Source organism: Planosporangium spinosum (assembly GCF_049999945.1).
GTDB classification, from domain to species: domain Bacteria; phylum Actinomycetota; class Actinomycetes; order Mycobacteriales; family Micromonosporaceae; genus Planosporangium; species Planosporangium spinosum.
Genome location: NZ_JBLYUB010000004.1, coordinates 158,384 through 181,374 on the forward strand (window position 1 = coordinate 158,384; position 22,991 = coordinate 181,374).

At 72.0% G+C, this 22,991-nt stretch carries 20 protein-coding genes; 16 read left to right on the top strand and 4 right to left on the bottom strand.

Going from position 1 to position 22,991, the window contains the following annotated elements; translation table 11 throughout:
• The first annotated feature begins 498 nt into the window (after nt 1-498).
• The 7 genes from ACNTMW_RS07430 to ACNTMW_RS07460 all read left to right on the top strand — a co-directional run bounded on the left by ACNTMW_RS07430 (nt 499) and on the right by ACNTMW_RS07460 (nt 8,291).
• Complete coding sequence (locus tag ACNTMW_RS07430) at nt 499-1,932, top strand: DEAD/DEAH box helicase (RefSeq protein WP_426632851.1); 1,434 nt, start codon at nt 499-501, stop codon at nt 1,930-1,932.
• Between the two features lie 9 nt (nt 1,933-1,941).
• Nucleotides 1,942-2,697, top strand: coding sequence for a lysophospholipid acyltransferase family protein (locus tag ACNTMW_RS07435; RefSeq protein WP_426632664.1), 756 nt, complete (start codon nt 1,942-1,944; stop codon nt 2,695-2,697).
• Nucleotides 2,694-3,272: a GNAT family N-acetyltransferase gene (locus ACNTMW_RS07440; RefSeq protein WP_426632665.1), complete on the top strand. Its 579-nt coding sequence runs from the start codon at nt 2,694-2,696 to the stop codon at nt 3,270-3,272. Before ACNTMW_RS07435 ends, ACNTMW_RS07440 begins: the two co-directional genes overlap by 4 nt.
• Before the next feature lie 308 nt (nt 3,273-3,580).
• Nucleotides 3,581-4,786 carry a 1-deoxy-D-xylulose-5-phosphate reductoisomerase gene (gene dxr, locus ACNTMW_RS07445; protein WP_426632666.1) on the top strand — a complete coding sequence of 402 codons (1,206 nt, stop codon included), beginning with the start codon at nt 3,581-3,583 and terminating at the stop codon, nt 4,784-4,786.
• Entirely contained in the window at nt 4,786-6,051 is a 1,266-nt protein-coding gene (locus ACNTMW_RS07450; protein WP_426632667.1) for a M50 family metallopeptidase, read from the top strand. The genes dxr and ACNTMW_RS07450 overlap by 1 nt, the downstream gene beginning before the upstream one ends.
• Before the next feature lie 7 nt (nt 6,052-6,058).
• Nucleotides 6,059-7,225, top strand: coding sequence for a flavodoxin-dependent (E)-4-hydroxy-3-methylbut-2-enyl-diphosphate synthase (gene ispG, locus ACNTMW_RS07455; protein WP_426632668.1), 1,167 nt, complete (start codon nt 6,059-6,061; stop codon nt 7,223-7,225).
• 229 nt (nt 7,226-7,454) lie between these two features.
• Nucleotides 7,455-8,291, top strand: coding sequence for a GNAT family N-acetyltransferase (locus tag ACNTMW_RS07460; protein WP_426632669.1), 837 nt, complete (start codon nt 7,455-7,457; stop codon nt 8,289-8,291).
• A gap of 216 nt (nt 8,292-8,507) precedes the next feature.
• Here the strand turns inward: ACNTMW_RS07460 and ACNTMW_RS07465 are convergent, their stop codons facing one another.
• The gene (locus ACNTMW_RS07465) at nt 8,508-9,446 is read right to left on the bottom strand and encodes a helix-turn-helix domain-containing protein (RefSeq protein WP_426632670.1); all 939 of its coding nucleotides are present in this window, start codon (nt 9,444-9,446) and stop codon (nt 8,508-8,510) included.
• A 346-nt stretch (nt 9,447-9,792) separates the two neighbouring features.
• Here ACNTMW_RS07465 and ACNTMW_RS07470 point away from each other — a divergent pair, with 346 nt between their 5' ends.
• The 9 genes from ACNTMW_RS07470 to ACNTMW_RS07510 all read left to right on the top strand — a co-directional run bounded on the left by ACNTMW_RS07470 (nt 9,793) and on the right by ACNTMW_RS07510 (nt 18,789).
• Nucleotides 9,793-11,334: an amino acid permease gene (locus ACNTMW_RS07470; protein ID WP_426632671.1), complete on the top strand. Its 1,542-nt coding sequence runs from the start codon at nt 9,793-9,795 to the stop codon at nt 11,332-11,334.
• 81 nt (nt 11,335-11,415) lie between these two features.
• Nucleotides 11,416-12,147: a FadR/GntR family transcriptional regulator gene (locus ACNTMW_RS07475; protein ID WP_426632672.1), complete on the top strand. Its 732-nt coding sequence runs from the start codon at nt 11,416-11,418 to the stop codon at nt 12,145-12,147.
• 37 nt (nt 12,148-12,184) lie between these two features.
• Entirely contained in the window at nt 12,185-13,531 is a 1,347-nt protein-coding gene (locus ACNTMW_RS07480) for a glutamine synthetase family protein (RefSeq protein WP_426632673.1), read from the top strand.
• 3 nt (nt 13,532-13,534) lie between these two features.
• Nucleotides 13,535-14,887 (top strand): aldehyde dehydrogenase family protein, encoded by a 1,353-nt coding sequence (locus ACNTMW_RS07485; protein WP_426632674.1) that lies wholly within the window; start codon nt 13,535-13,537, stop codon nt 14,885-14,887.
• 66 nt (nt 14,888-14,953) lie between these two features.
• Complete coding sequence (locus tag ACNTMW_RS07490) at nt 14,954-15,718, top strand: 3-oxoacyl-ACP reductase (RefSeq protein WP_426632675.1); 765 nt, start codon at nt 14,954-14,956, stop codon at nt 15,716-15,718.
• A 13-nt stretch (nt 15,719-15,731) separates the two neighbouring features.
• Nucleotides 15,732-16,436: a gamma-glutamyl-gamma-aminobutyrate hydrolase family protein gene (locus ACNTMW_RS07495; RefSeq protein ID WP_426632676.1), complete on the top strand. Its 705-nt coding sequence runs from the start codon at nt 15,732-15,734 to the stop codon at nt 16,434-16,436.
• Between the two features lie 42 nt (nt 16,437-16,478).
• Nucleotides 16,479-17,033, top strand: coding sequence for a pyridoxamine 5'-phosphate oxidase family protein (locus ACNTMW_RS07500; RefSeq protein ID WP_426632677.1), 555 nt, complete (start codon nt 16,479-16,481; stop codon nt 17,031-17,033).
• A gap of 90 nt (nt 17,034-17,123) precedes the next feature.
• Nucleotides 17,124-17,981 (top strand): type I methionyl aminopeptidase, encoded by an 858-nt coding sequence (gene map / locus ACNTMW_RS07505; RefSeq protein ID WP_426632678.1) that lies wholly within the window; start codon nt 17,124-17,126, stop codon nt 17,979-17,981.
• Nucleotides 17,982-18,042: 61 nt separating this feature from the next.
• Nucleotides 18,043-18,789: a VIT1/CCC1 transporter family protein gene (locus tag ACNTMW_RS07510; RefSeq protein ID WP_426632852.1), complete on the top strand. Its 747-nt coding sequence runs from the start codon at nt 18,043-18,045 to the stop codon at nt 18,787-18,789.
• A 64-nt stretch (nt 18,790-18,853) separates the two neighbouring features.
• On the opposite strand, the gene ACNTMW_RS07515 is transcribed toward ACNTMW_RS07510, so the two are convergent.
• Genes ACNTMW_RS07515 through ACNTMW_RS07525 form a run of 3 tightly spaced genes read right to left on the bottom strand, consistent with a single transcriptional unit; the run spans nt 18,854 to nt 22,907 of the window.
• Nucleotides 18,854-21,607, bottom strand: a complete 2,754-nt coding sequence (locus ACNTMW_RS07515) for an FtsX-like permease family protein (RefSeq protein WP_426632679.1) — start codon at nt 21,605-21,607, stop codon at nt 18,854-18,856.
• Nucleotides 21,604-22,329 carry an ABC transporter ATP-binding protein gene (locus tag ACNTMW_RS07520; protein ID WP_426632680.1) on the bottom strand — a complete coding sequence of 242 codons (726 nt, stop codon included), beginning with the start codon at nt 22,327-22,329 and terminating at the stop codon, nt 21,604-21,606. Before ACNTMW_RS07520 ends, ACNTMW_RS07515 begins: the two co-directional genes overlap by 4 nt.
• Nucleotides 22,326-22,907 (bottom strand): PadR family transcriptional regulator, encoded by a 582-nt coding sequence (locus ACNTMW_RS07525; RefSeq protein ID WP_426632681.1) that lies wholly within the window; start codon nt 22,905-22,907, stop codon nt 22,326-22,328. Before ACNTMW_RS07525 ends, ACNTMW_RS07520 begins: the two co-directional genes overlap by 4 nt.
• Between the last annotated feature and the right edge of the window lie 84 nt (nt 22,908-22,991).

The following is a 22,991-nucleotide window of genomic DNA, read 5'->3' on the forward strand; positions in this document are numbered from 1 at the left end:
ATCTGACGTTCGTGTCCGCGATCTGACGGTCGCGTAGACACGGTCGCGTAGACACCGCGGCGGGCCGTGCCGGAAAGCGCGGCCCGCTGCGGTGTGCACGACCCGCGGCCCCGCTGCGGTGTGCACGACCCGCGGTGTGTACGGCCCGCCGCGGTGCGCATGGCTTTCGATCCGACCGGCGCTGTCGCCGGCCGGCTTCACCCTCGGCTCGTTCCGGTGAGCTCCGGGCCGCGAACGGCTCCCGGGCCTTCCTCGACACGCGCCGCACGCGAGGAAGGTTGTTCCTTGAGACGATCCGACCCATCCCGTACCGACGGACGGCGTCGCCGTTCGGTCACGACACCGATGGCTGCCACGAACGGGCAGACCGCGTCCGTCAAGCGCGCGCCGACCGCGCCCGTCAAGCGCGCGCAGAGCGCGCCGACCGCGCCCGCCAGGACCGCCCCTGCCGCGCCGGCCACACCGGCCCCGACGGCCGTCGCCCGGACGTTCGGCGAACTGCCGCTGCCGACCGCCCTGCTGGAGGTCCTCGACCGGCAGGGGCTGCGGACCCCGTTCCCGATTCAGGCGGCCACCCTGCCGGACTCGCTGGCCGGGCGGGACGTCCTCGGCCGGGGCCGGACCGGTTCGGGCAAGACCATCGCGTTCGGGCTGCCGTTGCTGGCCCGTACCGCCGGGCGCCGGGCGGCGCCGCGCCAACCGCTCGCGCTGATCCTGGTACCGACCCGGGAACTGGCCCAGCAGGTCAGCACGTCGCTCGCGCCCTACGCCGCGGCGGTCGACCTGCGGGTGGCGACGGTCTTCGGGGGCGTGTCGATCGGGCGGCAGATCGACGAGCTGCGCCGTGGCGTCGAGGTGCTGGTGGCCACGCCGGGACGGCTGAACGACCTGATCGAGCGGGGCGACTGCCGGCTCGCCGAGGTCGCCGTCACCGTTCTCGACGAGGCCGACCAGATGGCCGACATGGGTTTCCTGCCGCAGGTCACCAGGCTGTTGGACCAGGTCAGGCCGGGCGGCCAGCGGATGCTGTTCTCCGCCACGCTCGACAGCAACATCGACCGCCTGGTCCGTCGGTTCCTGGTCGATCCGGTCACGCACAGCGTGGACCCGCCCGCCGCGGCGGTCACCACCATGGCGCACCACGTCCTGCACGTCGACCTGGCCGACAAGCAGGACGCTGTCGCCTCGATCGCGGCGCGTGACGGCCGTGTGATCATGTTCATGGGTACCAAGCACCGGGCGGACCGGATGGCCCGGCAGTTGCTGGCGGCCGGGGTACCCGCCGCGGCCCTGCACGGCGGGAAGTCCCAGCCGCAGCGCACCCGTACCCTCGAGCAGTTCCGCACCGGCGTGGTCACCGCGCTGATCGCCACGGACGTGGCCGCCCGCGGCATCCACATCGACGGGCTGGACCTGGTCGTGAACGTGGACCCGCCGACCGAGGCCAAGGACTACCTGCACCGGGGCGGGCGGACGGCACGGGCGGGCGAGACCGGCACCGTCGTGACCCTCGTCCTACCCGAGCAGCGCCAGGACCTGGAGCGGCTGCTCAGGACCGCCGGTGTCGCGGCACGATCGGTACGGGTCCGGCCGGGTGGCTCCGAGCTGGCGGAGATCACCGGTGCCCGTACGCCGTCGGGTGTACCGGTGACCCTGCCGGTTCCGGTGCAGCCGCAGGCACAGCCGGCGGCCGGGGCACGGCGCCGGGGTCGGGGCGGTAACGGCAACGGCGGCGGTAACCCCGGCGGCGGCAACGGCGGCGGCAACGGCGGCGGTAACCCCGGCGGCGGCAACGGCGCCGGTAGCGGTGGCCGGGCCGGCAACGGTGGCGGCCAGCGCACGCCGGGTCGGCGCGCGGGCCGGGCCGGGCGCGCGGCGACCGCGGAGCCGGGGCCGCGTGGTTCGAATGCCCGAGGTCGGACGGTCCGGTAGCGTCTAGTCATGCCGGAGATCGTGTACCCGCCAGTCATCGTCGCGGCCAAGACGATGTTCCGGCTCCTCGACCTGCGTATCCGGGTCGAAGGCGCCGAAAACGTCCCCCGTACCGGGGGCGCGGTCCTCGCCAGCAACCACGTCAGCTACCTCGATTTCATCTTCTGTGGCCTGGGAGCGCACCCGGCCAAGCGGCTGGTGCGGTTCATGGCCAAGGAGTCGGTCTTCCGTAACCGGGTCTCCGGTCCTCTCATGCGTGGCATGAAACACATCCCGGTGGACCGCGCCGCCGGGCTGGGCTCCTACCGGCAGGCGTTGAACGCGTTGAAGGGCGGCGAGGTCGTCGGCGTCTTCCCGGAGGCGACGATCAGCCGGTCGTTCACCATCAAGGAGATGAAGTCCGGCGCCGCGCGGATGGCGGCGGCCGCCCGGGTACCGCTGATCCCGATGGCGGTGTGGGGTACCCAGCGGCTGTGGACCAAGGGCCGGCCCCGCACGCTCACCCGCCGGCACCTGCCGATCTCGATCCTGATCGGCGAACCGCTGCGGCCGGGTCCCCGCGACAACGGCAACGAGGTGATGGCCGAGTTGCGGACGAGGATGACCGCGCTGCTGGACCGGGCGCAGCGGGAGTACCCGGAAAAGCCCGAAGGGCCCGCGGACGGGTGGTGGCAGCCGGCACACCTCGGCGGTACGGCGCCGACCCCGGAGGAGGCGGCCGTCCTCGACGCTCGCGGCAAGGCATCGGGCGAGGAAGCCGAGTGAAACCCTTGTACGTCACCGACCGGCTGGCCGTGCGGCCGTGGACCGACGAGCCGGCCGACGTCGACCGGGTGTTCGCGATCTACTCGCAGTGGGACGTCGCGCGCTGGCTCGGCGCACAGCCACGGGCCATGGCCGACCGGGCCGAGGCGGCGGCGGTCGCCAAGCGGTGGGCCGAGTTCACCGCGCGGGACGACCGGTACGGGTGCTGGGCGATCGAGGTCCGCGACGGCGGAGTGGCCGCCGGTTCCGCGCCGGGCGAGGACCGCAGCTCGCGAGGACCGCAGCCGCGCGTCGTGGGTTCGGTGCTGTTCACGCCCCTGCCCGGCGGCGACGGCGAGGTGGAGGTCGGCTGGCACCTGCACCCGGACTCGTGGGGTCACGGGTACGCGACCGAGGCCGCGCGCGGCGCGGTCGAGCGCGGGTTCGCCTCGGGCCTGACCGAGGTGTACGCCGTGGTCCGCCCGGACAACGAGCCGTCGATGGCGGTGTGCCGGCGGCTGGGCATGACCCCGCTGGGTCGTACGACCCGCTGGTACGGCGTCGAGGTGGAGGCGTTCCGGCTCACCGCCGGCTAGCCCGGCAAGGCTGATCATGGGTACGTTGCCTCGTGGACGGTGACCCGCGGGCGCGGCGGGGCATCGCGTCCGTAAGATCAACGCTCCACTGACCCGGGGAGGTCGAGGATGCGGGTCGAGTTCGACGTGTCGCTGGACAGGGAGCTGCGCCGGCGGCTCGACGCGGTCTCGCCCTACCGCCCGCTTCGACAGATTCTGATCGGGCCGCCGTGGCCGGAACGCGTTCAGACGGTGACCTGGCGACGCGGTGCGGGTTCTTCCCGAGATCCTCACCGCGGCCGGTCTGCCTCATCAGGGACAATGAACCGGTGACCAGCCCCCGTGACATCGTGCTGCTCGGCTCGACCGGCTCCATCGGCACCCAGGCCGTCGACATCGTCCGGCGCAACCCCGACCGGTTCCGGGTGGTGGGTCTCGGTGCGGGTGGCGGCAACGTCGAGGTGCTCGCCGCGCAGGCGCTCGAACTGGGCGTCGAGGTCGTCGGGGTGGCGAAATCGAGCGCCGTGCAGGACCTGCAACTGGCGTTCTACGCCGAGGCCAGCAAGCGGGGGTACGCGACCGGGGACTTCCGGATCCCCAAGATCCTCGCCGGCCCCACCGCGATGGCCGAACTCGCCGAGTGGCCGTGCGACGTGGTGCTCAACGGCGTCGTCGGCTCGCTCGGCCTCGCGCCGACCCTCGCGGCGCTGCGCGCCGGCCGTACCCTTGCGCTGGCCAACAAGGAGTCCCTGGTGGCGGGTGGTTCCCTGGTGCGGGACGCGGCCCGGCCCGGCCAGATCGTGCCGGTCGACTCGGAGCACTCGGCGCTCGCGCAATGCCTGCGCGGCGGGCGCGCCGACGAGGTGGCCCGGCTGGTGCTGACGGCGAGCGGGGGACCCTTCCGAGGGCGCCGGCGCGAAGAGCTGGCCGGCGTGACACCCGAACAGGCGCTGGCGCACCCGACGTGGAACATGGGCCCGGTCGTCACGATCAACAGCGCCACCATGGTCAACAAGGCGCTCGAGGTGATCGAGGCGCACGAGCTGTTCGGCGTCGGGTACGACCGGATCGAGGTCATGGTCCACCCGCAGTCGGTGATTCACTCCATGGTCGAGTTCACCGACGGGTCGACCCTGGCCCAGTGCAGCCCGCCGGACATGAGGCTGCCGATCGCGCTCGCCCTCGGCTGGCCGGACCGGGTCCCGGCGGCGGCGCCGGCGGTCGACTGGACGCGGGCGCACACCTGGGAGCTGTCTCCGCTCGACGCCGAGGCGTTCCCGGCGGTCGCGCTGGCCAAGGCGGCGGGGCGGGCCGGCCGGTGCCGGCCGGCGATCTACAACGCCGCCAACGAGGAGTGCGTGGCCGCGTTCGTGGCGCACCGCCTGCCGTTCCTCGCGATCGTCGATACGGTCGCCCGGGTGCTGGATGATTCACCGGATTTTGCGGAACCGGGTACCGTCGAGGACGTGCTCGCGGCGGAGTCGTGGGCGCGTTCGCGTGCCCGCGACCTCATCGCGGCGGTGGAAGGAGCCTGATGGCGCTGGTTTTCGGGATCGTCGTCTTCGCCCTCGGCATCCTGATATCGGTCTGCCTGCACGAGGCCGGTCATATGGGTACGGCCAAGGCATTCGGCATGAAGGTCACCCGCTACTTCGTCGGCTTCGGGCCGACGTTGTTCTCGTTCCGGCGCGGTGAGACCGAGTACGGGGTCAAGGCGCTGCCACTGGGTGGTTTCGTCAAGATCGTCGGGATGACCCCGCAGGACGACGACGTCGAGCCCGGGGACGAGAAGCGGGCGATGTGGCGCTTCCCGGTGTGGAAGCGCACGGTCGTCATGTCCGCCGGCTCGATCACCCACTTCATCCTCGCGTTCGTGGCGCTGTGGGCACTCTTCGCCTTCATCGGTGTGCCCGACCCGGACCGGATCGGTACCTCGCCGGCGACGGTCGGTTCGGTCTCGTCCTGCGTCAGCGACTTCAAGATCGACCCGCAGACCAAGCAGCAGGCGGCCTGCAAGCCCGGCACCGACCCGGCCAGTCCGGCGGCGAAGGCGGGGCTGCGGCGCGGTGACGTGATCACCTCGATCAACGGGGAGAAGATCTCGACCTACGCCGAGATGCGCCAGGTGGTGCAGCGGATGGGCGGCCAGGACGCGAAGATCACGTACACCCGGGACGGCGAGAGCCACACCGCCACGGTCGCCATCCCGGCCGTCCTGCGGCTCAAGGAGAACATCGGACCCAAGACGGCCGACCAGATCACCGACGCCGACCTGGAGCGCGCCGGCATGCTCGGCGTCACGGCCGCGATGCCGCTGACCACGGTCGGCCCGGTTTCGGCCGTGGGCGAGGCGGGTAGTCAGATGGGCCGTACGGTCGTGCTGACCTTCGAGTCGCTCAAGCAGATACCGGAGAAGATCCCGGCGCTGGTGAAGTCGATCTTCGGCGCCGAGCGTGACCCGAACACCCCGGTCAGCGTGGTCGGCGCCAGCCGGATCGGCGGTGAGCTGATCTCGGTCGGCGACTGGGTGAGCGTGCTCAGCCTGTTCGCCGTGCTCAACCTGTTCTTCGGCATTTTCAACCTGCTGCCGCTGTTGCCGATGGACGGCGGTCACATCGCGATCGCCTGGTACGAGCGGGTCCGTTCGTGGATAGCCGTGCGGCGGGGTCGTCCCGACCCCGGTCGCGTCGACTACATGAAGCTGACGCCGATCACCCTCGCGGTGATCTCGGTCCTCGGCGTCTTCGTGGTCCTGACCATGACCGCCGACGTCGTCAACCCCATCACCCTTCCCAAGTGAGAGCATCGTGACCGCTATTAATCTCGGTATGCCGTCCGCCCCTGCGCAGCCACTCGCCCCGCGTCGGAAGAGCCGGCAGATCATGGTCGGTCCGGTGCCGGTCGGCGGTGGCGCGCCGGTCAGCGTCCAGTCGATGACCACGACGCTCACCGCGGACGTCAACGCCACGCTCCAGCAGATCGCCGAACTCACCGCGGCGGGCTGCCAGATCGTCCGGGTCGCCGTGCCGAGCCAGGACGACGTCGAGGCGCTCCCGGCGATCGCGAAGAAGTCTCAGATCCCGGTCATCGCCGACATCCACTTCCAGCCGAAGTACGTCTTCGCGGCGATCGACGCCGGCTGTGCCGCGGTGCGCGTCAACCCGGGCAACATCCGGCAGTTCGACGACAAGGTCAAGGAGATCGCGAAGGCGGCGTCCGACGCGGGTGTCCCCATCCGGATCGGCGTCAACGCCGGCTCGCTGGACAAGCGGCTGCTGGCCAAGTACGGCAAGGCGACGCCGGAGGCACTGGTCGAGTCGGCGCTGTGGGAGTGCTCGCTGTTCGAGGAGCACGGCTTCCGCGACATCAAGATCTCGGTCAAGCACAACGACCCGGTCGTCATGATCCAGGCGTACCGGCAGCTCGCTGAGCGCTGCGACTACCCGCTGCACCTGGGCGTGACCGAGGCCGGGCCGGCGTTCCAGGGCACCATCAAGTCGGCGGTCGCGTTCGGCGCGCTGCTGGCCGAGGGGATCGGCGACACCATCCGGGTCTCGCTGTCCGCGCCTCCGGTGGAGGAGGTCAAGGTCGGCACCCAGATCCTGGAGTCGCTCGGCCTGCGCGACCGTGGTCTGGAGATCGTCTCGTGCCCGTCGTGCGGGCGGGCCCAGGTCGACGTGTACACCCTCGCCGAGGAGGTCACCGCGGGCCTGGAGGGGCTGCCGGTGCCGCTGCGGGTCGCCGTCATGGGCTGCGTCGTCAACGGCCCCGGTGAGGCCCGGGAGGCCGACCTCGGCGTCGCGTCCGGCAACGGCAAGGGCCAGATCTTCGTCAAGGGACAGGTCATCAAGACCGTGCCGGAGTCGCAGATCGTGGAGACCCTGATCGAGGAGGCGCTCCGGCTGGCCGAGGAGATGGGCGCCGAGCTGCCGGAGGAGCTGCGCGGCCTGGCTCCGTCGGTGACCGTGCACTGACCTGAACCGCAAAGGTGCCCCCCGGAAAGCACGCTTTCCGGGGGCACGTCCTTTCCGGGACACCGTCCTTTCCGGGCACCGTCGCGTGGTGAGGGCACAGTCCATTCGGGGCACCGCCGCGTGGCGAGACCCGCGTCCGTGGCGCCCCGGCCGTCGGGTCCGGGCCCGACGCCCGGAAATCCGACCGGCGCCCTCCTATCGGACGAAGCGATCTGGCACGCTGGAGCACATGCTCACGGTGCCCGTCCGGTTGCTCGGTGACGTCGACCGCCGTGCCGCCGAGCGGGTCCTCGATCTTGAGCCGTACACCGGCGCCCAGGTCGCCGAGCGGGTCGCGCTCGCCGGTCTGTCGCGCCGCCGGCAGGAGGCACGGATCTTCGGCTACGGCGCCCGCCACCAGCTCGAGGCGCTGTGCTGGCTCGGCGCAAACCTGATCCCGGTGCACGCGGGTACGGCCGCGGCCGACGCCTTCGCCGACCTGGTCTCGGCGGAGATGCGGACCTGCTCGTCGATCGTGGGGGACGCCGCCGCCGTCTTGCGGATGTGGCAGCGCCTGCGTCCGGTGTGGGGCGAGGCCCGGGACGTCCGCGAGTGCCAGCCGCTGCTGGTCACGGCCGAGCCGTCGCCGGTGGCGCCGGACCCGCAGGTGCGCCTGGTGAAGCCACGCGAGGTGGACCTGCTCTACCCGGCCGCGGTGGCGATGTACACCGAGGAGGTGGGTGTCTCGCCGGTCGTCGAGGGCGACGACGGCTACCGCAACCGGGTGCGCGACCTGGTCCGCGGCGGCCGGGCGTACGCCCGGTTCATCGACGGCCAGGTGGCCTTCAAGGCGGAGCTGGCGGTGATCACCCCGCACACCGCCCAGGTGCAGGGGGTGTGGACGGCACCCCGGTGGCGCGGTCAGGGCCTGGCGACGGCGGGCATGGCGGCGGTCGTGCGGGACGCCCTGCGCCGGGTGGCGCCGACCGTGACGCTCTACGTCAACGACTTCAATGAGCCCGCCCGCCGGGTCTACGACCGCTGCGGGTTCCGCCGGGCCGGCACGTTCGCCACCGTGCTGTTCTGACCGCCGCTGCCGTGGTTACCACGGCGACCGGCTGATCGGCGAGGTTGCCCGGACCACGACCAAGAACATCGCCAGATTCAAGGTGCGCAAGCCCGAACCCCGCGCCGGCCCCGGGGGTACGGCGACTGCACGTCGGGAGACAACGTGAGCGAATGGGATCGCCCGCAGCAGGAACGCCGCGCCGCCTACCGGCGCGACGCGGCACTGATCGGTCCGCTACCCCGGTAGCCGGACACGCAACGCCTGGATGAACCAGTCGAGCATCGGTGCCAGGCTTTCCGGGGCCGACCAGCCGTTGATCACTGAGAGCAGTTGAAGGTAGCGCTCCCTGCGAGGGTCGTTCGCGGTCTGCAGCTGGGTCAGCAGCCGACGCCGAAGGGCGACATCGTCGGAGCGGCCTACGGCGTGCGCATAATGAGCCATGACCGACACGACCACTGACTCAGCCCGAGGCGAGGCGGGGTCGATGCCGGCGGCCAGGGCTGCGCCGGCCTGATCGCGGACGATCGCGACAGCGTCACGACGCACGCCCATGGCGCTGTCCTGGGCGTGCTCGGCCGCATACTGCTCAGCCATTCGCCGCGTGCTGGCGCGAAAATCGAGGTCCTGAGACAGTTCGGCCAGCTCGACCCATGCCTCGACCTGCTCGGGCTCGGGATTGTCGGGTAGTTCGGGGGTCAGCGAACGCCTGATCCCGACGAATTCGGGGCAGGCGTCCAGGCCGCCGAAGGCGGTGTCGAGGAAGGTGCCGATCAGGCGGCGACGTTCCTCCTCGGAGAGTTTGGCCAACGTGTGCATGAGATCCATCTCCTCAGGGGTCGACCCGCGCTTGGCCACCGCCATCAGCACTGCGCGGCGCAGGCGCAGCGTCCGGATCTGCACCTCCAGCGCTTCGGCGTGTGCTGCGGCGACCTCGGGAAGCGAGGTCTCCCGGTCCAGGACTTTCCGAATCGTCGGAAGGTCCAGCCCAAGGTCGCGCAATGTTCGCACGAGGTCTATGCGTGCGACCGCATCGATGCCGTAGCGACGGTAGCCGGCCGGGCTGCGGATAGTCGGCGGCACGAGTCCGCAGTCGGAGTAGAACCGGATGGCCTTGACCGTCAGTCCAGTCCGCCGGGCCAGGTCCCCGATCGAGTACAGCGTGCCGCCGTCCATGCCCTCACCTTCAGGCCTCCCCTTACCGGAGACTCAAGCTCGTTCGCGTGCCCGCAGCAAACCACTCTTCATCCACAAGTCACGGCACCTCCTCGGTGTGGACCCGCAGTCACAGTATGTAACCGACGGGTCCGGGCATCGCGTCACGCATTGACTGGACCCCGGTTCACCACCGGCCGGGTCGTCGACGCCATCCCGCTGCGACTGCCGCCGTCGCTGGACCTCTAAAAGGTCTGATGCGGACCCACTTGCCTGATCGGGATCCGTTGACAGTGCATCGATGCTGACGAATCATCGGATGCGCAGTGACACGTGCCACTGCCCTCACCTTCATGAGGAGTCGCCGATGAGCGCCACCGCTCCCGAGCCGGCCGTGGCACCGGCCACCGACGATGCCGACGAGGCCCTGCTCGCCCGCCTGGGGTACAAGCAGGAACTGCGGCGCCGGCTGTCCACCTTCTCCAACTTCGCGGTCTCGTTCTCGATCATTTCGATCCTGGCCGGTGCGATCACCTCGTACGGCATCGCCATGAACGCCGGTGGCCCGCTGTCGATCACTCTCGGCTGGCTCTTCGTCGGCGGCATGGTCACCCTGGTCGCGCTGGCCATGGCCGAGGTCTGCTCCGCCTACCCGACGGCGGGCGCGCTGTACTGGTGGGCCAGCGCCCTGGCCCGGCGCAACCGCGCCGCCTGGGCCTGGTTCGTCGGCTGGTTCAACTTCCTCGGCGAGGTCGCCGTGACGGCGGCCATCGACTTCGGTGCCGCCACCACGACGATGGCGTTCCTGAGCCTGACGACCGGCGTCGAGGTCACCAAGTGGAGCGTGTTCGGCGCCTTCATCGTGATCATCGTCGCGCACGGCCTGCTCAACACGTTCGGCGTCAACCTGGTCAAGATCCTCTCCGACGTGAGTGCCTGGTGGCACCTCGTCGGGGTCGCGGTGATCGTCGGCGTCCTCGCGGTCGTACCCGATCAGCACAAGCCGGTTCCGGAGGTGTTCTTCGAAGTCAGGAACGCCACCGGGTTCACCTTCGGCGGGGCGACGGTCTACGCCGTGCTGATCGGCCTGCTGATGGCGCAGTACACGTACACCGGCTACGACGCCAGCGCGCACGTGGCGGAGGAGACCCACGACGCGGCGCGCAGCGCGCCGCGCGGCATCGTGGCGTCGGTGGTCGTGTCCGTGGTCGCCGGATTCTTCCTGCTGTTCGCGATCACCTGGTCGATCCAGGACTACGACGCCGAGGCGGCCACCCCGCTCGGGTTGCCACCGGCGCAGATCTTCATCGACGCGGCCGGTCCCGCGCCCGGCAAGCTCCTGCTGTTCGTCTGCGTCGTCGCGCAGTTCTTCTGCGGCATGGCGTCGGTGACGGCGAACTCCCGGATGTCGTACGCCTTCGCCCGCGACGGCGCGCTGCCCGGTTCGCGGCTGTGGAAGCGGGTCAACCCCCGCACGGGTACGCCCACCAACTCGATCTGGCTGTGCGTGGCCTGCTCGACGGTGCTGGTACTGCCGTCGCTGGTGAACACCACCGCGTACCTGGCGGTCACGTCGATCGCGGTGATCGGCCTGTACATCGCCTACGTGGCCCCGGTGTACCTGCGGCTGCGCAATCCCGACTTCCAGCCCGGCCCGTGGCACCTCGGCCGGTGGAGCGGCCTGGTCGGCTGGACCGCGATCGTCTGGGTGGCGGTCATCTGCGTCCTGTTCGTGCTCCCGACGGCCAGCCCGATCGAGTTGGAGAATTTCAACTACACGATCGTGGCGGTGGGGGTCGTGCTGCTCGGCGCCGGGCTGTGGTGGATCCTCGGAGCCCGGGCCTGGTTCACCGGGCCGCGCCACCTCGTCGACGCACCGGCCGGGCCGGCGGCACCGGCCGAGCGGTGAGGGGGGCCGGTCCGGTGGGCGCCGCCGCCGGGGCGAGCGTCCCGGGACCGGCCGGTCCGCGGCGCGCGAAGGAGGAGGCCGATGCCGGAGCAGGCGGGGGACGGGACCGGTATGCCGGTGTGGCGGCCGGTGCGGGGCGGCAATGCCTTCGAGATCACGGTGGCGCGGCTGGCGCAGGCGATCCGGCTCGGCATGGTCGCTGCGGGGGAGCGGCTGCCGCCGGAGCGCGAACTGGCCGAGAAGCTGCGGGTCAGCCGGGTGACCTTGCGCCAGGCGATCGGGGCGCTGCGCGAGGCCGGCTACCTCGAGTCGCGGCGGGGCCGGGCCGGCGGCACGTTCGTGGTGTCCGCCGGCGCGGACCAGGACCGTCCGGACGCGGCGGTCCTGGCCCGCGAGATGGGCGAGACGCTGCACGACGCGCTGGACTTCCGGCGGGTACTCGAACCGGGAGCGGCGATGCTCGCGGCCACCCGCGCGCTGTCGGCCGCCGACCGGGCGCACCTGGTGGGCTGCCTGGCCGCGTCGCGGGACCGGGACTCAGGCGTACGGCGTACCGCCGACTCCCGGCTGCACCTGGCGATCGCCGCGGCGAGCGGGTCGCCGTCGGTCGCCCAGGCCGTGGCCGACGTGCAGCTGCGTCTGGACCGGCTGCTCGCGGCGATCCCGGTGCTGAGCCGCAACCTCGACCACTCCGACGCCCAGCATGCCCGGATCGTCTCCGCGATCCTGGCCGGCGACCCGGCCGGGGCCCGTACCGCCATGGAGGAGCACTGCGACGCGACCGCGACGCTCTTGCGCGGCCTGCTCAGTTAATGGTTCGCTATTAGTCCTTTGATTGGGGTGAGGCTGGATGCTCACGCTCGAGGAGCTGCGCGTCGCCGTCGCCGAGTCCACGATCGACACGGTCGCCCTCGCCGCCACCGACATGCAGGGACGGCTGCAGGGCAAGCGGTTCCACGCCCAGCACTTCCTGGACGAGGTCGTACCCGGTGGCAGTGAAGGCTGCAACTATCTGCTGGCCGTCGACGTCGACATGAACACCGTCGACGGCTACGCGATGTCGAGCTGGTCGAACGGGTACGGAGACTTCGCGCTGGTGCCCGACTTCGACACCCTGCGCCGGACACCCTGGCAGCCCGGCACCGCCCTGGTCCTGGCCGACCTGACCTGGTTCGACGGCGCCCCGGTCGCCGCCTCGCCCCGCCAGATCCTGCGCCACCAGTTGGCGCTGCTGCGCGCGCACGGGCTGGTCGCGTACACCGGCACCGAACTGGAGTTCGTCGCCTACCGCGACTCCTACGAGGACGCCTGGCGCACCGGGTACCGCGACCTGACACCGGCCAACCTGTACAACGTGGACTACTCGCTGCTCGGCACGGCCCGGGTCGAGCCGCTGCTGCGCCGCATCCGGCGCGAGATGGCCGGCGCCGGGCTGGCCCCGGAGAGCGCCAAGGGCGAGTGCAACCTCGGCCAGCACGAGATCGCCTTCCGGTACGCCGACGCACTCACCTGCGCCGACAACCACGCCGTCTACAAGAACGGGGCGAAGGAGATCGCCGCGCAGGAGGGCATGGCGCTGACCTTCATGGCCAAGCCCAACGCGCGCGAGGGCAACTCCTGCCACATCCACTTCTCGCTGCGCTCGGACACCGGTGAGCCGCTCTTCGGCGACGGCCACGGCATGTCGACGCTGATGAAACAGGCGCTCGCCGGGGTGCTCGCGACGATGCGGGAGTTCACCCTGCTGTACGCGCCGAACATCAACTCGTACAAGCGGTTCCAGCCGGGCTCGTTCGCCCCGACGGCGGTGCGCTGGGGTACCGACAACCGCACCTGCGCGCTGCGCGTGGTCGGCCATGCCCCGCACGCGCTGCGCTTCGAGAACCGGGTACCGGGCGGCGACGTCAACCCGTACCTGGCCATCGCCGCGATCGCCGCCGGGGTGCGGTACGGCGTGGAGAACGCCCTCGAACTCGAGGACGCGTTCGTGGGCAACGCCTACGCCGACGACACCGCGCCGCGGGTACCCGGCACGCTGCGCGAGGCGGCACGGCTGTGGGAGTCGGGAAAGGTCGCCCGGCAGGCGTTCGGCGACGACGTGGTCGCGCACTACGCCAACGCCGCGCGGGTGGAGGTGGCCGCCTTCGACGCGGCCGTCACCGACTGGGAGCTCTACCGCGGCTTCGAGAGGTTGTAGGCCATGAAGGTGATCAACCCGGCGACCGAGGAGGTCGTCGCGGACGTCGAGGCGACGGGGCCGCAGGCCACCGACGCCGCGATCGACCGGGCCGCGCGGGCGTTCGAGTCGTGGCGGGCGGTGGCGCCGGGCGACCGGGCCCGGCTGCTGCGCCGGTTCGCCGCCGCCGTCGACGCGCACCTCGACGAGCTGGCCGGCCTGGAGGTGCGCAACTCCGGGCACACCGTCGGCAACGCCCGGTGGGAGGCCGGCAACGTCCGCGACGTGCTCGACTACTACGCCGGCGCGCCGGAGCGGCTGTCCGGCCGGCAGATCCCGGTACCGGGTGGCCTCGACGTGACGTTCCACGAGCCGCTCGGCGTGGTCGGGGTGATCGTGCCGTGGAACTTCCCGATGCCGATCGCCGGCTGGGGGTTCGCGCCGGCACTGGCCGCCGGCAACACCGTCGTGCTCAAGCCCGCCGAGCTGACCCCGCTGACCGCGCTGCGCCTGGCCGAACTGGCCCTCGAGGCGGGCATCCCGGAGGGCGTCTTCACCGTCCTGCCCGGCAAGGGCTCGGTGGTGGGGCAGCGGTTCGTCACCCACGCAGGCGTCCGCAAGGTCTGCTTCACCGGCTCCACCGAGGTCGGCAGGCAGATCATGGCCGGCTGCGCCGACCAGGTGAAGCGGGTGACCCTGGAACTGGGCGGCAAGAGCGCCAACATCGTGTTCGCCGACGCCGACCTGGCGGCCGCCGCCGCGGCCGCGCCCGCCGGGGTCTTCGACAACGCCGGCCAGGACTGCTGCGCGCGCTCACGCATCCTGGTCGAGGCGGCCGTGTACGACCGCTTCCTGGAACTGCTGGAGCCGGCCGTCACGGCGTTCCGGGTCACCGACCCGGCCGACGAGTCGGCGCAGATGGGCCCGCTGATCTCGGCCCGGCAGCGGGACGTCGTCGCCTCCTACGTGGACGGTGCCGAGGTGGCGTTCCGTGGCTCCGCACCCGACGGCCGCGGTTTCTGGTACCCGCCGACCGTCCTGCTCGCCCGCGACGGCCGGGAACCGCACTGGCGGGAGGAGGTCTTCGGCCCGGTCGTCTCCGTGCTGCCGTTCGATTCCGAAGCCGACGCCGTCCGGATCGCCAACGACACCGAGTACGGCCTGTCCGGCTCGATCTGGACCCGGGACGTCGGCCGGGCGATCCGGGTGGCCCGGGGGGTGGAGTCGGGCAACCTGAGCGTCAACTCGCACTCCTCGGTGCGTTACTGGACGCCGTTCGGCGGCATGAAACAGTCCGGCCTCGGCCGCGAACTCGGCCCCGACGCCCTGGCCTCCTTCACCGACATCAAGAACGTCTTCATCTCGACGGAATCATGATCCTGACGGATTTTCCGTGTCCCAGCACGGAAAATCCTTCAGGATCACGGGATAGGGGAGGGCCCAGTGGATCGGTTGCGGGACCGGGTGGCCGTGGTCACGGGAGGCGGCAGCGGCATCGGGCTGGCCACCGCCCGCCGGTTCGCCGCGGAGGGCGCGAAGGTGGTCGTCGCCGACCTGGACGCGGCCTCCGGCGAGGCGGCGGCCAAGGAGGTCGGCGGCGAGTTCGTCGCGTGCGACGTGTCGGTCGAGGCGTCGGTGGCCGGGCTCTTCGACGGCGTGGCCGACCGGTACGGGCGGGTGGACGTGGCGTTCAACAACGCCGGTATCTCGCCGCCCGACGACGACTCCATCCTCACGACCGGGCTGGACGCCTGGGAACGGGTGCACCGGGTCAACCTCACCAGCGTGTACCTGTGCTGCAGGTACGTCCTGCCGCACATGCGCCGGCAGGGTAAGGGATCGATCATCAACACCGCGAGCTTCGTCGCGCTGATGGGGGCGGCGACGTCGCAGATCGCGTACACCGCGAGCAAGGGCGGGGTGCTCGCGATGACCCGCGAACTGGGGGTCCAGTTCGCCCGGGAGGGGATCCGGGTCAACGCGCTGTGCCCGGGCCCGGTCTCCACCCCGCTGCTGCGGGAGCTGTTCGCGTCCGACCCCGAGCGGGCGGCCCGCCGGCTGGTACACGTACCGATGGGGCGGTTCGCCGAGCCGTCCGAGATCGCGGCGGCGGTGGCGTTCCTGGCCAGCGACGACGCCTCGTTCATGACCGCCGCGGCGTTCGTGGTGGACGGCGGTATCACCGGTGCGTACGTCACCCCGCTGTGAGAGGTTGACCGGCATGGGGCGACCCGTGATCGGACTGACGACGTACGCGGAGGAGGCCCGGTTCGGGCTCAACGACACGGTCGCCGCGGTCCTGCCGCTGTCGTACGTCCGGTCCGTGCACGCCAGTGGCGGCCGCGCGGTCCTCATCACCCCCGACGCGCCCGACGTCGACGCGCTCGACGGCCTGGATGCGATCATTTTCACCGGCGGCTCCGACGTCGACCCGGCGCTCTACGGGGAGCCGCCGCACCCGACGAGCTATGTCAAACCGGAGCGGGACGCCGCCGAGCTGCTGCTCCTGCGGGCGGCGCTCGACGCCGACCTGCCGGTCCTCGGTATCTGCCGGGGGATGCAGTTGCTGACCGTGGTGTACGGCGGCCGGCTGCACCAGCACCTGCCGGAGGTGTTCGGCCACGACAACCACCGGCCGGTCAGCGGCCCCAGGTTCGGTGAGCATCCGGTGAACCTGGTACCGGGCAGCGCGTGTCACCGGATCCTCGGGGGGTCGGTCGTGGTCAACTCCTTCCACCACCAGGGGGTCCGGGACGCCGGGCGGCTGCGACCCACCGGGTGGTGCCCGGAGGACGGATTGATCGAGACCGTCGAGGATCCGGACCGGACGTTCGTCGTCGGCGTGCAGTGGCACCCGGAGGAGACCGCCGACCTGCGGCTCTTCGTGGCCTTGGTGGCCGTGGCGGCCGCGCTGTCCGCGGGATGACATTCCCTGGGCAACGGGCGGCCGGCTTGGGATCATGCCCGTATGGGCAAGGTGTATGAGGCGATCGACGACCGGCTGCGCGATTTCCTGCTGGCCCAGAGAGTGTTCTTCGTGGCGACCGCACCCAGCGGTGCCGAGGGCCACGTCAACCTCTCGCCGAAGGGGCTGACCGGCTGCTTCACGGTCCTCGGTGACCGTCGGGTGGCCTATCTCGACTACACCGGCAGCGGGGCGGAGACGATCGCCCACCTGCGGGACAACGGCCGGATCGTGCTGATGTTCTGTGCCTTCGACGGGCCGCCCAAGGTCGTCCGCCTGCACGGCCACGGTGAGGTGGTGCGCCCGGCCGACCCCGGCTTCGCCGCGCTCGTGACGGAGTTCGCCGAGCCGCCGCAGCCCGGCCTGCGCTCGATCATCGCCGTGGACGTGACCCGGGTGAGCGACTCCTGCGGGTACGCGGTGCCGCTCATGGAGTACGTCGGCGACCGCGACCTGCTGACCCGCCACAACGGCCGCAAGACCGACGAGGAGCTCGCCAGGTATCACGCGACCCGCAACGCCGCCAGCGTGGACGGCCTGCCCGCCCTGACCCCCTGACCCGCCGCCTGCCACGCCCGGTGGCCCGGCTGCCGCGCCGGGTGTGATGGCACCGGTCGATGCGGCCGGCCTGCGGATAGTCTGGTGGACATGACCGTCCGTGCCCCGCTGACCCCCGGTAAGCAGTCCCCCTGGCGGCAGGTGCCGTCACACATCGAGCGCCCGGAATACGTCGGACGCAAGGGGCCGAAACCACACCGTGGCTCCGACATCCAGAGCCCGGAGACGATCGAGAAGATGCGGATAGCCGGGCGTCTCGCCGCTCAGGCGACCCAGCTCGCCGGCGAGCACTGCAAGCCGGGCGTCACCACCGACGAGATCGACCGGGTGGTCCACGAGTTCCTCTGCGACCACGGCGCCTACCCCTCGACGCTCGGCTACAAGGGCTTCTCCAAGTCCTGCTGCACCTCGCTGAACGAGGTCATCTGCCACGGCATCCCGGACTCGACGGTGATCGAGGACGGCGACATCATCAACGTCGACGTGACCGCGTACATCCACGGCGTGCACGGTGACACCGACGCCACGTTCTGCGTCGGGAACGTCTCCGAGGAGGTGCGCCTGCTGGTGGAGCGCACGCACGAGGCGATGATGCGCGGCATCAAGGCCGTCGCCCCCGGCCGGCCGATCAGCGTGATCGGGCGCGTCATCGAGTCGTACGCCAAGCGCTTCGGCTACGGCGTGGTGCGCGACTTCACCGGCCACGGCATCGGCGAGACGTTCCACTCCGGCCTCTACATCCCGCACTACGACAACCCGCAGCTCACCACCGTCATGCAGCCCGGGATGACCTTCACCATCGAGCCGATGATCACCCTCGGTACGCATGAGTACGAGATGTGGCGCGACGGCTGGACGATCGTGACCAAGGACCGTAAGTGGACCGCCCAGTTCGAGCACACACTGGTCGTGACCGAAGATGGGTGTGAGATTCTGACGCTTCCCTAGGAGCAGGTACGTGACAGACACCCCGGAGGAATCGACCACGGGCCTGCGACTGGCCCCCGGCATGGTGCCCGGCGCCGGTCGGCGGCCGTTGCGCGACGCGGATGCCGTCCCGGCGGCACACGACGAGGCGCACCACGCCGACGTCTCCGGCGGCTGGCTGCGCGCCGCGGTGTTCGGCGCGATGGACGGCCTGGTCACCAACATCGCACTGATCGCGGGTGTGGGCGGCGGCGGGGTCGGCGCGCGCAACATCGTGCTCACCGGTGTCGCCGGGCTGGTCGCCGGCGCGATCTCGATGGCCCTGGGCGAATACACCAGCGTGCGTACCTCGAACGAGCAGGTCGAGCACGAGGTGGCCAAGGAGCGCCGGGAACTGGAGCGCAACCCGGCCGCCGAGGCCCGGGAGCTGGCCGAGCGCTGGATCGCGCGCGGACTGGAGCCCGAACTGGCCCACGAGGTCGCCACCGCGGTCGGGCGCGACATCGACCAGGCGGTACGGGTACACGCGCAGGAGGAGCTCGGCGTGGACCCGCACGAGACGCCGAGCCCGTGGACCGCGGCGATCTCGTCGTTCGTGTGCTTCTCGATCGGCGCGCTGGTGCCGCTGCTGCCGTACCTGCTCGGGGCGCAGGCGTTGTGGCCGGCGCTGGTGGCGGGCGCGATCGGGCTGTTCGTGGCCGGTGCGCTGACCGCCCGGTTCACCAACCGCACCTGGTGGAGCAGCGGCCTGCGCCAGCTCGTCTTCGGCATCGCCGCCGCCGGGATCACCTTCATGATCGGCAAGGGGATCGGCACCACGGTCGGCTGACGGCGGCCGGGGACGATCCGTGACGACGGCGGTGGCCGGGAAGACCCGGCCACCGCCGCGCCGTTCACAGGCGCCGTTCGACCGGTAGCCGGGAGCGCGTGAGCAGCCCGGCCCCGAGCATCGCCACCGCCGGTACGACCAGCAGCGCCACCGCCAGGTTCAGCCACGGCACGGTGATCGGGTACGGCGCCGGGGCCGGCCAGGTGTCGGCGTTGCGCCGGTTGAGCGCGGCCAGCACCGCTACCGCCGCGCCGAGCCCCGCACCGGCGCCGAGCAGGGAACCGAGGCCGGCGATCACACCGCTCTGGCTGAGCGACAGCCGCCGTCGCAGCCCCGGTGACGCCCCGACGGCCGCGAGGGTGGCCAGGTCCGGTCGGCTGTCGGCGGCCGCCAGCCCGGTCGCGACCCCCGCCGCGCCGAGCGCGATCACCGCCGCGGCGGCACTCAGCACAATCATCATGAGGCTGAGGTCGCTGCCGGGCCCGTCCTCCACGCTCCACGCGTAGTGGTCGTCCAGGTGCCGCAGGCCGGCGGTCAGCCGGTCCCGCTCGGCCTGGGTGGGTACGTGGGTCGTCGCCGCCACGAGACCCTTCACCTGCTGCTCCAGGCCCGCTTGCCGGGCGACCACGGGGGAGATCACCGCCTGGGCGGTGGCCGGCCCGCCGTCGAGGGCGTACGCCCGCGCCCGCACCGATGCCAGCAGCGCCGGTGGCGCCGGGGAGACCTCGGCGCGCGGGTGGACCGCGAGGTCGATCGTCACCTCGCCGTTCTCGACGAAGTCACGGTCGAAGACCACGATCCCGCCGGCCCGCAGCGTCTCGACGGCCCGGCGGAGCCCGTCCCCGCCGGCGCCGGTGAGCGTCGCGAGGTGGGTGCCGTCGTCCACCACGAACGGCGCGCTGACGACCGCGTACGACCACGACAGTTTGGTCCGGCAGCGCGGATCACGGGCGGCGGCCCGCTGCTCGGCGCTGGTCAGCTGCCGCTGCTCGCCCTCGCCGGTGAACGGGCAGCGCCGGTCGAGCGGTACCCGCAGGCTCGGTACGCAGGCCTCCTCGGACGCGGTGGGCCGGCACTCGGCGCCGACCACCGGTACGACGTCCCGGGCGGCCAGGCTCGTGCGAAGCACGTCGGTCACCTCGGCGACGGGCGGTGCCGCCACCGTGCCGGCGTTGCCCGGGCCGTCGTCGAACGACACGCTCGCGTACCCGTGCGGGAGGGTCGGCACGTACTGGTTGCGCTGCTGGAGGTCGACGCCGCTCTGGTACACCCCGAGCGCCACGCTGCCGGCGACCGCGGCCATCACCGCGGAGATCGCCGGGGCGGCAGCGGCGCGGTTGCGCGCGGTGTCGCGCAGCGCGACACGCGCCGAGAGCGGCAGCACCCGGGCCATCCGGGCGACCAGCCCGACGAGCGCCGGGGTGCACAGCACCAGGCCGAACTCGCCGACGACCAGCCCGGCGAGGATGAGCGACGTCGATACCCGCCAGGCGCCGAGGGTGCCGAGGGCCGCGCCGGACACCGCGACTCCGGCGCCGAGGGCGAGCCATCGCTTGCGCGACCGGGTGGCGCCGCGGCGGCCGGCGAGCGCGGCCACCACGTCCTGCCGCGCCGCCACGAACGCCGGTACCACCGCCGCGAGCAGCGCCGTGAACAGGGCGAACGCGATGATGCCGGCGAGCGCTGACGGGAAGACCCGGTAACCACCCGCACGGGCGTGGACCAGGTACTCCTCCAGCGGCCACCGGGCGGCGAAGGCGGCCACGATGCCGACGGCGATGCCGGCCAGCGCGCCGGCGATTCCCAGCACCACCCCGTCGGCGAGCACCACCCGGCGCAGGTGCGCGGGCGTCGCGCCGTTCGCGGCCAGTAGCGCCAGGTCCCGCTGGCGGCGGCGGGCACCGACGGCGAACGCCGGCCCGGCCAGCAGGACGATCTCCAGTACCGCCATGCCGACCACGAGCGCGCCCAGCGACACGGTCTCCACGGTCGTGGAACCGCCCTGAACCACCGGGACGACGTCGCTCGCCGCGGGTGGATGGCGGATCACGTCCCGGGACAGGGCCACCACGCCGCGCCGGTTGAGTTGCCTGACGTCGGACCACCGCAGCGGCGCGGGGGTGTCCACCAGCCAGCGTTCACCGGCGTTCGAGACGGCCTTGCCGGACGGCACATGCGCCGGGTCGAAGAGCGCGATCTCACGGAGCTGGTCGGGGAACTCGACCACCCCGACGACCCGGTAGGGCTGCCCGTCGGACAGGCGCAGCGTGCCACCCGCGCCGGCCCCGGTACGGGCGACGGCCGCCCGCGACAGCGCCACCTCACCGGGCCCGTGCGGGGCCCGGCCGTGACGCACCTCGGCGATGCCACGGGTGATCGGGTCGGTCAGATCGAGGGCCCGTCCCTCCAGGTCGCCGACGCCGGTCGCGGTGTGCACCTGTACGGCGAACGTGACCTCGGAGACCAGGCGGGTCCCCGACGGCAGCGCCGCCCGCACGGCGTCCCGGGCCGCGGCCGCGTCCGGGTCGGCCGGCGGGTCGGGGTCGAGGTCGTCCGGCGCCCAGATCAGCCGGTCCGGCTCCTGGTGTACCGGTCCGTCGGCGGCCCGGATCACCAGGGCGTCGGCGGCTCCCGCCGTGCGCTCCAGCTTCTCCATCGGCCGCAGCGTGAACATGTCCACCGTGGCGGCGGCGAAGGCGAGGGCGGCGACCGGCAGCCCGATCATGGCGATGACCAGCGCCGACCGGCCCTTGCCGCGCCGGGCCTCGCGGCGGGCGACCCGGAGCGCGGCATGCCATCCGCTCCACCACCGGTTCACGCGCCGGCCCCCGGTGCGGCCAGCAGCTGCTCGGGCTGCGCGAGTGGGCCGGAGGAGTCGACGACCACCCCGTCGCGCAGGAAGATCACCCGGTCGGCCCAGGCGGCATGGCGCGCCTCGTGGGTGACCAGCACCCCCGCCGCGCCGGCGTCGATCCTGGCCCGCAGTACCCGCAGGACGGCCTCGCCGGTCTCGGAGTCGAGCGCGCCGGTGGGCTCGTCGGCGAGAACCAGTCGGCGCGGTCCGACCAGGGCGCGGGCGATGGCCACCCGCTGCTGCTGGCCGCCGGACATCTGGTCGGGGAACCGGTCGGCCAGGTGGGTCAGCTCCAGTTCGGCCAGCGACCGCAGGGCCTCCCGCCGGGCCTTGCGCACTCCGACGCCGTCTAGCTCCAGCGGCAGCGCCACGTTCTCCGCCGCGGTGAGGCTGGGCAGCAGGTTGAACGCCTGGAAGACGTATCCGATGCTCCGGCGGCGTACCTCGGCCAGCCGGCGGCGGGACATCGTCCCGAGTACCTGGCCTTCGACCGCGACCTCGCCGCTGGTGGGGCGGTCGAGGCCGCCGGCCAGGTTGAGCAGCGTCGACTTGCCCGAGCCGGAGGGCCCCATGACCGCGACCAGCTCACCGGGGCGCACGTTCAGGGAGAGTCCCCGCAGCGCGTGTACGGCGGTGTCGCCGTCGCCGTGGGTGCGGTGGACGTCGCGCAGTTCCAGCACAGTCACCGCTGCCGCACCTCCGCCTCGGACGGGGCAGGCTCCGGCGGGACGGCCGCCGCGCGTGGTGCGGGCCGGTGCCGCACCAGGCTCGCCTCGCAGTGGTCCAGCCAGCGCAGCTCGGCCTCGGCCTGGAACAGCATCGCGTCGAGGACCAGCCGCCAGGGCAGGTCGGTCGCGGCGTCCGAGCCGGCCTTGAGCCGGGTGTACTCCTGCAGGGTCCGCATGGTCGCGGTGCGCTGGGTCTGCACCACCGCGCGGACGTCCACGCCGGGGGTGGTGAGCGCGAGCGCCAGCTTGATCGCCAGCTCGTCGCGGGGCCGGTCGGCGCGACTGATCGGGGTGGCGAACCACACCGCGAGCTCCGCCCGCCCGGCGTCGGTGATCTCGTACGGCCGCTGGCCGGCCTCCGACTCCGGCAACGGGCGCACCTGGCCGTCGCGTTCCAGGCGGGACAGCGTCGTGTAGACCTGGCCGATGTTGAGCGGCCAGGTGCCTCCGGTGGATTCCTCGAAGGCCGTGCGTAGCTGGTAGCCGTACATCGCCCCGCGTTCGAGGAGGGCGAGCAGGCCGAACTTGATCGACATAAATACTGAGTATGTATACCGAGTATGGTCGACGCAAGCTGCCACGCCGGGGAGCGGGATTCCCGGAGAGTGGCGCCGTCGGGA

Coding starts and splice junctions, on each gene's coding strand:
- map (WP_426632678.1), top strand. CDS start 17,124: ATGACCGTCCGTGCCCCGCTGACCCCCGGTAAGCAGTCCCCCTGGCGG.
- ACNTMW_RS07495 (WP_426632676.1), top strand. CDS start 15,732: ATGGGGCGACCCGTGATCGGACTGACGACGTACGCGGAGGAGGCCCGG.
- ACNTMW_RS07450 (WP_426632667.1), top strand. CDS start 4,786: ATGGCGCTGGTTTTCGGGATCGTCGTCTTCGCCCTCGGCATCCTGATA.
- ACNTMW_RS07480 (WP_426632673.1), top strand. CDS start 12,185: ATGCTCACGCTCGAGGAGCTGCGCGTCGCCGTCGCCGAGTCCACGATC.
- ACNTMW_RS07525 (WP_426632681.1), bottom strand. CDS start 22,907: ATGTCGATCAAGTTCGGCCTGCTCGCCCTCCTCGAACGCGGGGCGATG.
- ACNTMW_RS07500 (WP_426632677.1), top strand. CDS start 16,479: ATGGGCAAGGTGTATGAGGCGATCGACGACCGGCTGCGCGATTTCCTG.
- ACNTMW_RS07470 (WP_426632671.1), top strand. CDS start 9,793: ATGAGCGCCACCGCTCCCGAGCCGGCCGTGGCACCGGCCACCGACGAT.
- ACNTMW_RS07510 (WP_426632852.1), top strand. CDS start 18,043: ATGGTGCCCGGCGCCGGTCGGCGGCCGTTGCGCGACGCGGATGCCGTC.
- ACNTMW_RS07485 (WP_426632674.1), top strand. CDS start 13,535: ATGAAGGTGATCAACCCGGCGACCGAGGAGGTCGTCGCGGACGTCGAG.
- ACNTMW_RS07465 (WP_426632670.1), bottom strand. CDS start 9,446: ATGGACGGCGGCACGCTGTACTCGATCGGGGACCTGGCCCGGCGGACT.
- ACNTMW_RS07475 (WP_426632672.1), top strand. CDS start 11,416: ATGCCGGAGCAGGCGGGGGACGGGACCGGTATGCCGGTGTGGCGGCCG.
- ACNTMW_RS07460 (WP_426632669.1), top strand. CDS start 7,455: ATGCTCACGGTGCCCGTCCGGTTGCTCGGTGACGTCGACCGCCGTGCC.
- ACNTMW_RS07435 (WP_426632664.1), top strand. CDS start 1,942: ATGCCGGAGATCGTGTACCCGCCAGTCATCGTCGCGGCCAAGACGATG.